Below are 14,158 nucleotides of genomic sequence, written 5' to 3'. Positions count from 1 at the left end.
TAAGGCGTCAAACGAACCTAACGTAACCAAAACCGATCTCGCGGTTTAACTTAGAAGCATTCGAGGAACGGTGGAGATGATATGCAGAACCCCCAATTCGACCTTTCGCGGCGGGAAATCCTCGCTGGCAGCGCTGCGACGGCGGTGATGGCGATCACCCCCGGCGCAAATGCGCAGACAAATGGCTCAGGTCCGGCACCGGCACCCATGCCCGTTGCTTTCGACGTGAACGGTAAGACCGTACATCTCAATCTTGATGCCCGTACCACTCTATTGGACGCGCTACGCGAGCATCTCCATCTGACCGGTACCAAGAAGGGCTGCGATCACGGCCAGTGCGGCGCGTGTACGGTGATGGTTGACGGCGTGCGCATCAACTCCTGCCTCACGCTCGCCGTGATGCACGAAGGAGACCGCATCACCACCGTCGAAGGACTGGGCACCCCCGCCGACCTCCATCCCATGCAGGCGGCCTTTATCAAGCACGATGCGTTCCAATGCGGCTATTGCACTCCCGGACAAATCTGCTCGGCGGTGGCAGTGCTGGCCGAAATCAAAGCTGGCATTCCGAGCCACGTCAGCGGTGACATCTCGGCCGATCCGCAAGCTACGGTCGATGAGATCCGCGAGCGGATGAGCGGCAACATCTGCCGCTGCGGCGCCTATTCCAACATAGTCGAAGCGATGTCCGAAGTCGGAGGGATCAAGGCATGAAGGCTTTCACCTATGAACGCGCCGTTTCCGCTCGGGATGCCGCTGCCAAGGCGAGAAAGACCCCAGGAGCCAGATTTATCGCAGGCGGCACTAACCTGCTCGACCTCATGAAACTGGAGATCGAGGCGCCGCGACATTTGATCGACGTAAACGGTGTCGGTCTCGACAAAATTGAAAATACTGCCGACGGTAGCGTGCAGATCGGTGCGCTCGTTCGAAATACGACGCTCGCTGCGGACATTCGAATCCGGAACGACTATGGGGTGTTGAGCCGCGCTCTCCTCGCTGGCGCATCCGGGCAGCTCCGCAACAAAGCGACCACTGCGGGCAATCTGTTGCAGCGAACCCGCTGTCCGTATTTTTACGACACCAATCAGCCCTGCAATAAGCGGACGCCCGGCTCCGGTTGTTCGGCGATCGGGGGATATAGCCGCCAGCTCGGCGTCGTGGGTGTAAGCGAGGCCTGCATCGCCACCCATCCGTCCGACATGGCGGTCGCGATGCGCGCGCTCGACGCGAAGATCGCTACAGTGGATGCGGACGGACGGACGAGAAGCATTCCCATTGCGAACTTCCATCGCCTACCAGGGGACACCCCGCATCTCGACACGACGCTGGCTCCGGGAGAAGTGATCACGGCAGTGACACTGCCGCCGCCAATCGGAGGCAAACACATTTATCGGAAGGTACGCGACCGAGCCTCCTACGCCTTCGCTCTCGTCTCGGTAGCTGCCGTGCTTCAGCCTGACGGCACGGGACAGGTCGCCGTCGGCGGCGTGGCACCGAAGCCGTGGCGCCTGAAGGATGCCGACGCCGAGTTGCCGCGCGGTCCCAAGGCTTTCTCGGACCGCCTGCTCGCAGACGCCAAGCCGTCTGGCGACAACGCATTCAAGATCCCGCTCGTCGAGAGAACCATGGCAGCAGTGATGAACGAAGCGAGGCAGAAATGAAATTCGAGAAACCCGCAGGAACGAATCCGATCGACCTCATGCTGGTCGTTGGTCAACCCCTGCCCCGCATCGACGGCACACTGAAGACGACCGGTCGTGCTACCTACGCCTACGAACATCATGACGTCGTCACCAATCCTGCCTACGGCTATATCGTCGGGGCGTCGATCGCTAAGGGGCGTATCGAACGGATTCATCTCACCGATGCTCGTCGTGCCCCAGGCGTCATCACGATCGTGACTGCGGCCGAGGCTGGAAAGCTTGGCAAGGGCAAGTTCAACACCGCCAAGCTTTTGGGCGGCCCCAACGTCGATCATTATCACCAGGCAATCGCCGTGGTCGTCGCTGAGACCTTCGAACAGGCGCGCTCCGCAGCGGCACTGGTGCGCGTAGATTACTCTACCGCGTCTCCCGGAAACTTCGATCTCGATACGGCTTTGAAGTCTGGAAGGCTGGTAAAAGATCCAAACGGCGCGAAGGACGGCCCCCTTGAAGACCGCGTCGGCAACTTCGAGCAAGCGTTCGCTGGCGCGGACGTGAAGCTGGACAAGTCGTACACGACGCCAGACCAGAGCCATTCTGCGATGGAGCCACATGCAACCATTGCAGCCTGGGAGGGGGAAAAACTCACCGTCTGGACCTCGAACCAGATGATCGACTGGGGTCGTACAGATCTGGCGACGACGCTCGGGATTGAGAAGGAGAATGTCCGCATGGTGTCGCCCTATGTAGGCGGCGGCTTCGGCGGCAAGCTCTTCCTGAGGACCGACGCCTTGATGGCCGCGCTCGCCGCCAGGTTCGCCAAGCGCCCCGTCAAGGTCGCGCTGCCACGTCTCTTCATCGCCAACAACACCACGCACCGGCCTGCCACGCGGCAGCGTGTCCGGATCGGAGCAACGAAGGACGGGGCGATCGTTGCAATCGCGCATGAGAGCGGCTCTGGCGACCTGGCGGGCGGCGGTCCGGAGACGGCCGTCAATCAGACGAGGCTGCTTTACGCTGGCGCAAACCGTCTGACGTCGATGCGGCTCGCAGTGCTGGATCTCCCCGAGGGCAACGCTATGCGTGCTCCAGGCGAGGCCCCGGGCCTGATGGCTCTGGAGATCGCAGTGGACGAACTCGCCGAGACCCTTGGTATGGATCCGATCGAATTGCGCGTCCGCAACGATACACAGGTCGATCCTGAGAAACCGGACCGACCATTCTCACAGCGCAATCTCGTACGCTGCATGGTCGATGGAGCAGCGCGCTTCGGTTGGGACAAGCGGAATCCAGTGCCGGGACAGACCCGCGACGGTCGTTGGCTAGTTGGAATAGGGATGGCAGCAGGCTTCCGGAATAACATGAACCTCCCGTCCGGAGCACGCGTCCGCCTTCGCCGCGATGGCGTCGTCGTCGTCGAGACCGATATGACTGACATCGGCACCGGCAGCTACACGATCATCGCCCAGACCGCGGCCGAGATGATGGGCGTCGGGATCGAAAGGGTTGTCGTGCTGCTCGGCGACTCCGCCTTCCCGGTCTCCGCCGGTTCGGGCGGCCAATTCGGCGCAAACAGCGCGACATCCGGCGTTTATGCTGCCTGCGTGATGCTGCGGGACGCTATCGCACAGCACCTCGGCTTCAACTCTGCCGACACCACCTTTGCCGACGGCGAGGTCCGCAGCGGCAATCGGACTGTTCCCCTCGCCGACGCCGCTCGCCAAGGAGATCTGGTCGCGGAGGACAAAATCGAATGGGGCGATCTGAGCAAAACCTATCAGCAGTCGACGTTCAGCGCGCACTTTGTTGAATCAGCGGTCGATGGATTCACCGGCGAGATCCGCGTCCGTCGGATGCTGGCCGTCTGCGCGGCTGGCCGCATCATCAATCCGCGTACGGCGCGCAGCCAGGTCATCGGCGCCATGACCATGGGCGTCGGCGGTGCGCTGATGGAAGAACTCGCGGTGGACAAGCGGCGCGGTTTCTTCGTGAACCACGATCTCGCTGGCTACGAAGTTCCAGTCCATGCCGACATTCCGCATCAGGAGGTCGTCTTCCTCGATGAAGCCGACGACAAGGTCTCACCGATGAAAGCGAAGGGTATCGGAGAACTTGGCCTGTGCGGCGTGGGAGCGGCCGTGGCGAATGCCGTGTACAACGCCACTGGCGTCCGTGTCCGGGATTACCCGATCACACTGGACAAGCACCTTCGGGCGCTGCCGGCGATATCCTGATCACCTACACGCGGTGACGCAGCGCCTCGACGAGGGCAACGAAGGCCGGCGACGACTGCCGTCGGCTCGGATAGTAGAGATAGTAGCCGTCCCATGGCGGCGACCATATCTGCAAGACGCGAACGAGCCTTCCCTCCTCGACGTATGGCAGGATGATCTCTTCCGGAATGTACGCCAATCCAAAACCGTCCAAGGTCGCTTCGAGGGCGTCGAAGGTGTTATTGAAGGCAAGTTGCCCATCGACGCGAACCTTTATCTCTCGGCCGTCCTCCTCGAATTCCCACGCATATAGGGCGCCGGAACTGGGCAGTCGGAAGTTGATGCACGTGTGGCCAACCAGCTCCTTCGGATGAAGCGGCGTCTGACGACCGACGAAGTAAGACGGCGCGCCGACGACCGCGAGGCAAAAGTCAGGTCCAATACGTGCCGAGATCATGTCCTTGGCGAGATGTTCGCCCATGCGAACCCCTGCATCGAAGCGCTCGGTTACGATGTCGTTGAGACCGTTGTCGAGGACGAGCTCAACCTTGATGTCAGGATACTGAGGCAGGAATTTCCGCAGTTTTGGCCAGAGGACGTGCTTGATGGCATAGTCAGCCGCCGCGATCCGGATTGTCCCGGCCGGCTTGTCTCGCAGCTCGTTCAACGCATCGACCTGAATTTCGATCTCGTCGAAATGCGGCCCGATGCCATTGAGCAGTCGCTCGCCCGCTGCGGTCGGCGACACCGCTCGGGTCGTGCGTGTGAGCAGTCGCACACCAAGCCTTTCCTCCAGCAGGCGAATGGTATGGCTCAACGCCGACTGCGAAACGCCCATCTTGGCGGCGGCCCTGGTGAAACTGCGTTCCCGGGCCACAGCGACAAATGCCGCCAAATCGTTGATATTTTCGCGCGCCATTGATGAAATCTCCTCATATCAAGATGTCGATTGCGCTCGAAAAATGCAATATGAGGTCAGCTTGGCCGCTTGTCCGGCTTCGATCAGGACGATGTTGGTTAACATCCGTCTTTCCGTTACGTCGCCTTCTGTCGCTTACGCGACAAAACGAGGTACGCCGGCGATCTCACGCCGGCGCGTCTCGATTTTTCTATCGTTGCCGCAGAGGCAAACCTGTCACGCCGAGAGATGCTGTCCGAAAAATGCCTGCAGCTTGTCGAAGGGAATGAGCTTCACCCGATCATAGAGATCGACGTGCCCGGCTCCAGGGACAATGACGAGCTCCTTCGGTTCGGCCGCTCGTTTGTAGGCATCTTCACTGAATTCGCGCGAATGGGCAACATCACCCGTGATGAACAACATCGGTCGCGGAGAGATCGTTTCGATGTCGTTGAACGGATAGAAATTCATGAACTTCGTGTTACTGGACAACGTCGGATGCGTCGTTGTGGTCGGCGACCCACCCTTCGGCGTGAATTCGCCGCGTGGCGTGCGGTAGAAGTCGTAAAACTCGCGCTCGATCGGATTCGAGCTCGCTGTGATTTCGTGGACGGTACCGCTGGTGTATGCGGTCTTCCCTCCTGCGGCCTCGACATCGCGCTGTTCGGCGGCGGCAGCGATCATCTGCTTCCGCTGTTCTACCGTGACGCCTTTACGAAGTCCGTCCCGGTTGGCCGCGCCCATGTCGTACATGCTAACCGTTGCGATGGCCTTCATCCGCGGATCGATTTTCGCCGCGCTGACCACGAAACTACCGCTGCCGCAAATCCCGATCGCCCCGATGCGATTGCGGTCAACGAATGACTGCACACCAAGATGATCGACCGCGGCGCTGAATGCTTCGGCGTAGAAGTCCGGCGAAACCGCGTTGCGAGGGTTGCCTTCGCTCTCGCCCCAGAAAGGCAGGTCGAGCGATATGGCGACGAAGCCCTGCTCGGCCATTTTCGTTGCATAGAGGTTCGCACTCTGCTCTTTCACGGCACCCATCGGATGACCAACGATAATTGCCGGATACTTCGCATTCCGGTCCATCTTCTTGGGCGTGAAGAGATTGCCCGCAACCATTGTCCGGTACTGCGTCTTGAAAGTAATCTTCTTAAGATCGACCTTGTCGCTAGTATAGAAATTGGCCGCACCGTTGGACATGTCTTGGGCCGACGCAAACGGCATGTCGGCGATCGATGCCAATCCAAGTGCGGCCGCGCCTGCGCCAGTCATCTTAAGGACCTTGCGACGATCAACATCGACGCTTGATTGTTCGAATGCGTTTGCGACTTCAGCTTTTCCGTCCATGTCCATCTCCGTAGGCAGTTGTTGTGCATCTAAATCTACTGCGCGTGAACTGGCGGGATTAGTGGAGGCCCGATTGTTGCCCCGATGAGCCGAGCTCATCGTGCGAGCCCTTATGTCGCCGGGCGCAATCAGGTTGACGTGAGCCCTCCAGGCCGAGGCAGAGGAACAGTCCGGCAATTCAAGGCGGACAATATTACCGCAAAGCCAGATTAGTGAGACGTTCTCATAATTGAATACCATTTATAGACGCTATTCGATGGCTGGATTTCGGACTAAATCTTGTAAATCATGCCAGTTGATCGATCCGACCTAGCCGACTTCACGTATTTCTTGGCGATTTCGAAGCATCGCAGCTTTCGCCGTGCCGGTACCGAACTTGGCGTGAGTGCATCTGCGCTGAGCCATTCTCTAAAGGGATTGGAGGCCCGCCTCGGCGTTCGACTCCTGAACCGCACGAACCGCAGCGTCACCCTCACGACGGCGGGAGAGCAGCTACGGGAAGCGATCAGCCAACCGTTCGATGCGATCGGTCACGCGGTCGAAGCTCTGAACAATTTTCGGGACACGCCATCTGGACGCATTCGACTGAACGTCATGCAAGATGCGGTCCCCCTGTTGTTGGGGCCCGTCATGCCAACCTTCGTCGATCGCTATCCGGACGTCGAAATTGATCTCGTCGTCACCAACCGGATGGTGGACGTGATCGAAGAAGGTTTTGACGCGGGTATCCGTTACGGCGGTACCGTCCCTCAAGACATGATCGCTTTACGCCTCTCTGCCGATTTTCGATGGGTTGTCGCAGCATCTCCTGGCTATCTCGAACGCTTCGGCACGCCTCTCCTTCCAAACGATCTGCCAAATCACCGTTGCCTTCGCCTTCGGCTTGGCAACGACCGCATCTATCACTGGGAATTCGACAAGGGTCCCGAACACATTGAGATAGACGTCCCCGGCTCCATCACCATCGATGAGTCGGGAGCGGCAATGGCCTTCGTACGCGGCGGAGTCGGTCTTCTATTTGCTGCCGAACCGATCGTTGCCCCGTTGGTCGAGCGTGGCGAACTGAAGCTGGTGCTGGAGGACTGGGCCACACCCGGACCAGGATTTTACATGTACCACCCTAGTCGGCGCCAAATTCCGACCGGCCTGCGATTACTGTCCGACCTGATCCGTGAATTGCGTCCGATGGGATTATAGATATGCCTTTCAGAAATCAGAACACCTCGAGGCAGACCTCACGGTGTAATCCCTCAGCACCAAGGTGCCGCGCCCCCCGACCAACGTGCCGCGACACCCAACGACCAGTGCAGCTTTCAGCGACTGGAACCGCATCATCCAGCGGAATGCGCGTCGCCATCGGAACGATGCATATGGCGCAAGCTTATGTTGAGATCGAAGTGATGGAGCGCTCTAGACGTCACCGACCGTGCATAGGCGATAACAGCAACGACCGATATCGCCATTTGCGGAAGCACTCGACCGTCACCGCTTCAGCAATAGCGCCGGAAGCGATCCGAGTACCAAGGTTTGAGAACACCGATGTCTGATCACTGTCACAAGGAATAACAATATGTCGAAACCTGACCGTTTTACCGGCAAGGTGGCCTTCATCACGGGTGCAGCCAGCGGTATCGGCCGCGCTGCGGCCATCGCTTTCGCCGCGGAAGGCGCGCGCGTGGCGATCCTCGACCGAACCAAGAATGTGCTGAACGAAACCGAGGAAGCCGTCAAAGTCGCAGGAGGCGACGTACTGGCCATCGCGTGCGATGTGTCGTCACCGGAGCAAGTCGAGGCCGCCATCAAGCAGGTCATCGAGCGGTTCGGGCGACTCGACATCGCCTTCAATAACGCGGGCGTCGAGAACAAGGCGGCGCCGCTTCACGAAATTGAACTAGGTGAATGGGATCGCATCCTCGGCATCAACCTGCGCGGCACTTTCGTCTGCATGAAGCGCGAGATCGCGCAGATGGTGAGTCAGGGCGGCGGCGTGGTCGTGAACACTTCGTCCGGAGCCGGTATCCGCGGCGTTGCAGGCGGCGCTGCCTATGCCGCCTCCAAGCACGCGATCATCGGCATGACCAAATCCGCCGCGCTCGACTATGCAAAGCAGAACATCCGTGTGAACGCCGTCCTGCCAGGCAACATCGAGACGCCGATGATGGACCGTTTCACAGGCGGCGACGTCCAAAAGGCGATTGACCTAGAGCCTGTGGGGCGCCTCGGCAAGCCGGAAGAGATCGCGGAAGCGGTCCTGTGGATGAGCTCTGATCTGGGCGGCTTCGTCACCGGATCTTCGATCGTCGTCGATGGTGGCTGGTCGCTATGAGACTTCGGGGAATTGGAAAGCCCGTGTCGGAGCGTACCGCCCGCGCAAACGCATCCGCAAAAACCCGAAGCAAATTTGGCATTGACTCCGCCTGAAAGTTCTCTATTTGTTCTTTTGAAGATGACCGCGTTTTCTCACACCCTGTTATTGCCTGACGTCGTCTGCTGGTAGCTCAGGTCAGTCCACTCAAAGCCCATGCCGTCGTGCGTCTGGTAGGTTGCCATCTGGATGTCAGCCGTACTGCTCCATCGCTTCTCTCGCCACAGTCATCTTCATGACCTCGGTCGATCCTTCTGCTATCTGTGCGATGCGCGCCGCGAAATAGAGCTGTCCGAAGCGACTTTCCTTCAGCACGCCGAGGCCGCCGTGAATTTGGATCGTCCGATCGAACACTCGGCACGCAGCTACGGGCGCAAAGCACTTGACCATCGCGGCTTCCTTACGCGCGTCGAGGCCCTTGTCGAGCATCCAAGCCGTCTTGTAAGCCATTAGCCGGATCTGCTCGATATCCATCTCGGATTCTGCGATCATCCACTGGATAGCCTGTCGCTCAGCAAGCGGCTTTCCGAAGGTCTCGCGCTCCCGTGCCCGGCGGACCGCCTGCCCTTGGGCCCATCTGGCCGTGCCACCGAGACGCGCGCCGATGACGCAACGATTACGATTCAGCTGATCCATCATGTAGCGAAAGCCCATGCCCTCCCCGCCAAGCATATTCTTCGCCGGGACCACGCAGTCCTTGTATTCGTAGTCGCAGCTACGGCCCAGATAGGTGCCGGGAGCCATGGTTTCGAACTCTCGCACCACTTTTACGCCCGGGTTAGGATAGTCGACAAGGAAAAGGCTGATGCCTTCGTAGCCCTTGGTCGGATCCGTCACGGCGTAACAAAGCAGGTATTTGGGGGTGATGCCCGGATGGTTCGGCGGAGGCGCCCAACGCTTGATACCGTTGATGACATAGTTGTCGCCATCGCGAACCGCCGTAGTCGCGATGCCCGCCGCATCAGATCCTGCTCCCGGCTCGGATATATTGATGTGGTAGAATTTGTCCTCCTTCAGGATCGGATAGAGGTAAGCTTCTTTTTGCCATTCCGGAGCATCGTGCAGCGCTGGATGCGGGTCGAGAAAACCGGACCATGTCGCCAGCAGGCCATGCATCACCGGAGATTTGACGATCTCTTCATAGAGCAAGCATTTGGCCATCGTGCCGAGGCCCTGACCGCCCGCATCTTTTGGAACGGCTATCCCGCGAAAGCCGTACTCGCGAAATTTGGCCACGACGCCCATGAAGACATCGTGCGGCACTTGGTAATCGTCGACGCCCCACGTCTCCTCAAGGGGATGGCAGACCTCCTTCACGAAAGATGCGGCCCGCTCCTTGATATCGAGTTGTTCATTCGAGAAATCGAAATCCATTGTAAAACCCTCAAATTTGTCTGCGGAGATCGTTGTCTAAATCCATGGATCGCACCGCGTTATGGCGCACTCGGTCAATTCGATCGGCTAGGCGGTCCGAATGGTGTCACGCGTCTGCTCGCAAAGGATCATTTCTCGGCATCGATGATGCCCGATATCGCTACCCATTTTGTTCCATCGAACTGCATCATTTGCTCCTGACTCATCGGCGTGTATCTGGTCGGGCTGGTGTTCAACAGAATGCCGGGCAGCATGATGGGCAACTGAAGATCTTTGATATTTGCGGCCTGCTTCATCAGATTCTCGCGGGTGAGATCGTCGCCACATTTCTCAAGAACGTGCACGAAGGTCTGCGCTGTCGCATAGCCGAAGATGTTGAAGGTCTCGGACGGGTTCGCTTCGGGCATGTATTGTTTCATGAAGGCGTAATATTCCTTCATGCCGGGATCGTCGTTCCACGCCGGATCGTTTGGATCCTTCCGGAAGGCGACCGTGATTACGCCCTTGGAATTCTCAAGCCCGGCTGGCGCGAGCACGCTGGCCACCGATCCAGAGGCGTCGCTCAGCAGGTGCAGTGCCTTCCACTGGGTCTCGGCCACCCGTTTGATCGCCTGGGCAGAAAACTTTGGTGTCGAGATGTTTAGAAAAACGTCTGCGCCCGTCGCTTTCAAGATCTGGACCTGCGAGTCGATGGTCGGCTCTTGCGTCTCATAACTCAATTCCCTCAGGATCATCGTGGACGCCGCGTTGCCAAGCCCGTCGCGGAATCCCTTAATGTAGTCGCGCCCGAAATCGTCGTTTTGGAAGAGAATGGCGATCTTGGCGTGCGGCCTCTCCTTCAGAATATATTTCGCGTAGATCACGCCTTTCGCGTGATTATTGGGCTGCCATCCCATCGACCATGGATAGGTCTCAGGTTCTGACACACGGTTTGCGCCTGTCCCGAGGAATAGGCTCGGAACCTTTTTCGCGTTGAGATATTTCTGGATCGCAAAATTCGTCGGCGACCCGAATGTGCCGACGATCGCAAACACCTCGTCGCTTTCGACGAGGCGGCGGGTCTGCTCGACAGCCTTCGGCGGGCTGAAGGCATCGTCCAGCGAAATCAGATTGATCTTGCGACCGTGGACGCCGCCCTCCGCGTTCACTTTTTGAAAGTACGCTGTCATGGCCTTGCCGACGACGGAATAGATCGACGCCGGTCCGCTATATGGCATGGTCTGGCCGATTTTGACCTCCGTGTCCGTGACTCCGGGACCGTATTTCTTCGACTCGGCGAAAGCGTCGGTCGCTTTGGCCAGGCCGAGCAACGCAAGGCATGCGACTATCGCGGCGCGCTTCATGGACGTCTTCCTCTGATGATCTCGATCTGGCGGGCGGCTCTGTGGCCGCTTGGTCGAAGTGTGGAAGTTAGCTGCGGCGGTCGAGAACGGAATGGCCGGGCCTTACAAAATGATTGGCGGTTACGGTCAGGCGTTCTATGCGGCCAGGTAGCGTTTCCGCAGTACGTGTTTGAATAGCTTGCCGTTGTCATGCCGGGGCATCAGCGGCTCAAAATCGACCGACCGTGGGCATTTCACGTTCGAGAGCGTTGCCCTGCAGAACTCGATGAGTTCACGTGCAACCTTGTCGGAAGCCTTCGACGGGTCCTTGAGTTGAACGACGGCTTTGACCTCCTCGCCATACTCGGTATTTGGCACGCCGAACACCGCAACGTCCTCGACGTCGGGATGAAGCGACAGCCTATTCTCGATCTCGGCGGGATAGATATTGACCCCGCCGGAAATGATCATGTGCGAGCGGCGATCGGTGAGGAAAAGGTATCCTTCTTCGTCGACGTATCCGACGTCGCCGACGGTCGTCCAGCCACGATCGTTCCTTGTTTTCGCGGTCTTCTCAGGATCGTTGTGATAAGTGAATTCGGGGCCGTCGAAATAGATGTCGCCTGTTGCGTTAGGGCCAAGTTCGTGGCCGTCTTCATCGAGGATGTGAATGGTGCCAAGCACCGCCTGCCCGACCGAGCCCTTTCGCGCGAGCCACTCGCTCGCGGATATACAGGTGACGCCGTTGCGCTCCGAACTGGAATAGTACTCCCAGACGATGGGCCCCCACCAATCAATCATGCGCTGCTTGATTTCCGCCGGACAGGGTGCCGCCGAGTGGATGGCGCAGACATGTGAGCTCAGGTCGTATTTACCGCGCACCTGTTCGGGAAGCGACAGCATCCGGAAGAACATGGTCGGCACCCATTGACTGTGGGTCACCGCATAGTCCTCGATCGCCGCCAATGCGCCTTCAGGCGTGAACTTTGGCAGGATGACCACTGTGCCACCGCAATCCAGAGTGCGCATTGTGAAGCGCAGCGGCGCGCCGTGATAGAGTGGAGCCGGTGACAGATAGATCGAATCCGAATCGAACTTAAAGTTGCCGCGCACCCAGTCGCCCGACGACCGGAATTGCTTCGCATCGGCGAACAGTGGTTGCTTGATGCCCTTCGGGTTTCCCGTGGTGCCCGACGAATAGAAGAAATCTTTTCCGATGGGGCCTTCCGGTGTTTCAAGATATCGATCGAACCTCGCCATCTCGGTTTCGTAGTCCAGACAGCCTGCCATTTTACCCTCGAGGATGAAGATTGAACAGGCGGTCGGATCTTGCGAGGATAGGGCTTCGACCACCGGCGCGAAGCGTTCTTTCGTGAAGAAGGCCTTCGCCCCGCAGTCCCCGACGATGAAAGACGCCTCGTCAGGTTTAAGATGCGTGCTGATGGGAGTGTAATACACGCCCAGCCGCATGGCGCCCCAGACCAGCTCGAAATATTTCAGATCGTTGTCGAGCATGATGGCAATTCCGTCGCCGCGCGACAGGCCCATCCACATCAAAAGCTGCGCGACCGAATTGGCGCGTTGGTCGAGCTCTCTGTAGGTCATACTGTTGTCGGTGCCAGCGATAAGGCACGCAACCTTGTCCGGACGCGTTGCGCCCCAGTGCTGCAAAGCCGTCATGTTCATCCCTTGATTTTATCGAGCATCGCGCGTGCGCATTGCCCAGCATCTTGACCATGCACGGGCGCTCAGGAATGACCGCGACTTCCAAATTGATTGGCAATTTTAGATTGCCGCAGCGCGGCATCATCCCGCCTGGCTTATTGCTGCCTGAACGTCTGGCGGAATTCACCCGGCGCTTGTCCCGTCCAGCGTCGAAAGGCTCGATGAAACGTGCTGATTTCGGAGAAGCCGACGGCAAATCCGATCTCTTCGAGAGACAGCCGTGACTTCTTCAGCAAGTGCGTTGCAACATCCTGCCGAACCCGGTCCTTGAGTTCCTGAAATCCGAAATTGTTCTCTTCATGGAGCCGTCGGCGCAACGTCGGCGGCGAGACGTTCAATTTCTCGGCTACATCCTCTAAGGACAGCGGCCGCGTCAAGCTTCGCTTTAACAGGCCGCGAACCCGCTCCGAAAAGCTCGCTTCGTCCCGATAGCGGACCAATAAAACGCTCGGTATCGAAGCCAAAAAACGACGCAGGCGCACGCCGTCGGGAATGATCGGAAGGTCGAGGAGCTTGGTGTCGAACCGAAGCTCTGTCCGGAGCTGGTCGAAAAGGATCGGCGCGTCGTAATAGGGTTCGAGCTCGGAACTCATCTGCGTATGCGCCGACTTGTAGTGAACCGTGTTCAGCGGCAGCTTGCGGCCGACAAGCCAGCAAATCAGTCCATAAACGATGAACAGCACGACACCATTGATCGTTCGGCGTTCATCGTCGTCCTCGATCCTGTCTGTCACCCAAATGCACGCTTCGGCCTCGTCCCACTGCAACCTCACTGTGAAGTCGTCTGAGAGCAGATGATAGAAGCGGCAGCCGGTCCGGATAGCTTCCCGCAGGTCGTTGCAGGACATCAGCAGCTTACACATCGCCTCGAACGCGCCGGGCTTGATCGGCCGGGTTCCGAGCAGCCACATCTCATCCTGCGTCAAGCGCGTGAGAAGTGAGACGAACCTCGCGAACTGCGCCTGCGAGAGCCTCCCGCGTGTATTCGCGAGCATTTGCCGATCGATGCCCGCCCGGACGAGAATTCGCTCGCAATCGAGACCATGCTTCGCCGCTCCCCGGCTAATAAGGGTCAGATAACCCGCGGCAATACCTCCCCGCTCGGACCGGGAATCCTCGGTCTCATCGGCGATGGTCGTACCGGCCGATTCCGTCATCGAACCGGCCGCCGAGATGCGCAGCAAGCGCCAAATGAATTGAGCATTTCCGCCATATTGATCCGCCGCCCAGCCTGCATTCTAGCACGGCACTCTATATTGCGA

Annotated in this window: 11 protein-coding genes; 5 read left to right on the top strand and 6 right to left on the bottom strand. The window is 58.8% G+C overall.

What is annotated here, in order from left to right:
* Window positions 1-81 precede the first annotated feature (81 nt).
* From paoA to paoC, 3 genes are read left to right on the top strand one after another with little or no spacing between them, the layout of a single operon-like run.
* A complete protein-coding gene (paoA, locus tag AB8B20_RS03025) occupies window positions 82-714 on the top strand; it encodes an aldehyde dehydrogenase iron-sulfur subunit PaoA (protein WP_439071644.1) in 633 nt (210 codons plus the stop codon).
* The gene (locus AB8B20_RS03020) at window positions 711-1,664 is read left to right on the top strand and encodes an FAD binding domain-containing protein (RefSeq protein ID WP_439071643.1); all 954 of its coding nucleotides are present in this window, start codon (window positions 711-713) and stop codon (window positions 1,662-1,664) included. Before paoA ends, AB8B20_RS03020 begins: the two co-directional genes overlap by 4 nt.
* Window positions 1,661-3,880 (top strand): aldehyde oxidoreductase molybdenum-binding subunit PaoC, encoded by a 2,220-nt coding sequence (gene paoC / locus AB8B20_RS03015; protein ID WP_439073013.1) that lies wholly within the window; start codon window positions 1,661-1,663, stop codon window positions 3,878-3,880. Before AB8B20_RS03020 ends, paoC begins: the two co-directional genes overlap by 4 nt.
* Before the next feature lie 4 nt (window positions 3,881-3,884).
* On the opposite strand, the gene AB8B20_RS03010 is transcribed toward paoC, so the two are convergent.
* Window positions 3,885-4,778, bottom strand: coding sequence for a LysR family transcriptional regulator (locus tag AB8B20_RS03010; RefSeq protein WP_439071642.1), 894 nt, complete (start codon window positions 4,776-4,778; stop codon window positions 3,885-3,887).
* A gap of 216 nt (window positions 4,779-4,994) precedes the next feature.
* Entirely contained in the window at window positions 4,995-6,110 is a 1,116-nt protein-coding gene (locus AB8B20_RS03005; protein ID WP_439071641.1) for an alpha/beta hydrolase, read from the bottom strand.
* Between the two features lie 288 nt (window positions 6,111-6,398).
* Here AB8B20_RS03005 and AB8B20_RS03000 point away from each other — a divergent pair, with 288 nt between their 5' ends.
* Together AB8B20_RS03000 and AB8B20_RS02995 are read left to right on the top strand one after the other, a co-directional pair.
* Window positions 6,399-7,307 (top strand): LysR substrate-binding domain-containing protein, encoded by a 909-nt coding sequence (locus AB8B20_RS03000; RefSeq protein WP_439071640.1) that lies wholly within the window; start codon window positions 6,399-6,401, stop codon window positions 7,305-7,307.
* A 373-nt stretch (window positions 7,308-7,680) separates the two neighbouring features.
* Window positions 7,681-8,436 (top strand): SDR family NAD(P)-dependent oxidoreductase, encoded by a 756-nt coding sequence (locus tag AB8B20_RS02995; protein ID WP_439071639.1) that lies wholly within the window; start codon window positions 7,681-7,683, stop codon window positions 8,434-8,436.
* Window positions 8,437-8,667: 231 nt separating this feature from the next.
* Here AB8B20_RS02995 and AB8B20_RS02990 read toward each other — a convergent pair whose 3' ends face one another.
* From AB8B20_RS02990 to AB8B20_RS02975, 4 genes are all read right to left on the bottom strand, one after another.
* Window positions 8,668-9,849, bottom strand: coding sequence for an acyl-CoA dehydrogenase family protein (locus AB8B20_RS02990; RefSeq protein WP_439071638.1), 1,182 nt, complete (start codon window positions 9,847-9,849; stop codon window positions 8,668-8,670).
* Between the two features lie 128 nt (window positions 9,850-9,977).
* Complete coding sequence (locus AB8B20_RS02985) at window positions 9,978-11,192, bottom strand: ABC transporter substrate-binding protein (protein WP_439071637.1); 1,215 nt, start codon at window positions 11,190-11,192, stop codon at window positions 9,978-9,980.
* A gap of 135 nt (window positions 11,193-11,327) precedes the next feature.
* On the bottom strand, window positions 11,328-12,851 hold the full coding sequence (locus AB8B20_RS02980) for an acyl-CoA synthetase (protein WP_439071636.1): 1,524 nt from the start codon (window positions 12,849-12,851) through the stop codon (window positions 11,328-11,330).
* 140 nt (window positions 12,852-12,991) lie between these two features.
* The gene (locus AB8B20_RS02975; RefSeq protein ID WP_439071635.1) at window positions 12,992-14,080 is read right to left on the bottom strand and encodes an AraC family transcriptional regulator; all 1,089 of its coding nucleotides are present in this window, start codon (window positions 14,078-14,080) and stop codon (window positions 12,992-12,994) included.
* Between the last annotated feature and the right edge of the window lie 78 nt (window positions 14,081-14,158).

This window comes from Tardiphaga sp. 866_E4_N1_4, from assembly GCF_052076075.1.
GTDB classification, from domain to species: Bacteria; Pseudomonadota; Alphaproteobacteria; order Rhizobiales; family Xanthobacteraceae; genus Tardiphaga; species Tardiphaga robiniae.
This window is presented reverse-complemented; position numbering and strand designations above follow the sequence as displayed.

Coding starts and splice junctions, on each gene's coding strand:
- paoA (WP_439071644.1), top strand. CDS start 82: ATGCAGAACCCCCAATTCGACCTTTCGCGGCGGGAAATCCTCGCTGGC.
- AB8B20_RS03010 (WP_439071642.1), bottom strand. CDS start 4,778: ATGGCGCGCGAAAATATCAACGATTTGGCGGCATTTGTCGCTGTGGCC.
- AB8B20_RS02980 (WP_439071636.1), bottom strand. CDS start 12,851: ATGACGGCTTTGCAGCACTGGGGCGCAACGCGTCCGGACAAGGTTGCG.
- AB8B20_RS03000 (WP_439071640.1), top strand. CDS start 6,399: ATGCCAGTTGATCGATCCGACCTAGCCGACTTCACGTATTTCTTGGCG.
- AB8B20_RS02990 (WP_439071638.1), bottom strand. CDS start 9,849: ATGGATTTCGATTTCTCGAATGAACAACTCGATATCAAGGAGCGGGCC.
- AB8B20_RS03020 (WP_439071643.1), top strand. CDS start 711: ATGAAGGCTTTCACCTATGAACGCGCCGTTTCCGCTCGGGATGCCGCT.
- AB8B20_RS03005 (WP_439071641.1), bottom strand. CDS start 6,110: ATGGACGGAAAAGCTGAAGTCGCAAACGCATTCGAACAATCAAGCGTC.
- paoC (WP_439073013.1), top strand. CDS start 1,661: ATGAAATTCGAGAAACCCGCAGGAACGAATCCGATCGACCTCATGCTG.
- AB8B20_RS02995 (WP_439071639.1), top strand. CDS start 7,681: ATGTCGAAACCTGACCGTTTTACCGGCAAGGTGGCCTTCATCACGGGT.
- AB8B20_RS02985 (WP_439071637.1), bottom strand. CDS start 11,192: ATGAAGCGCGCCGCGATAGTCGCATGCCTTGCGTTGCTCGGCCTGGCC.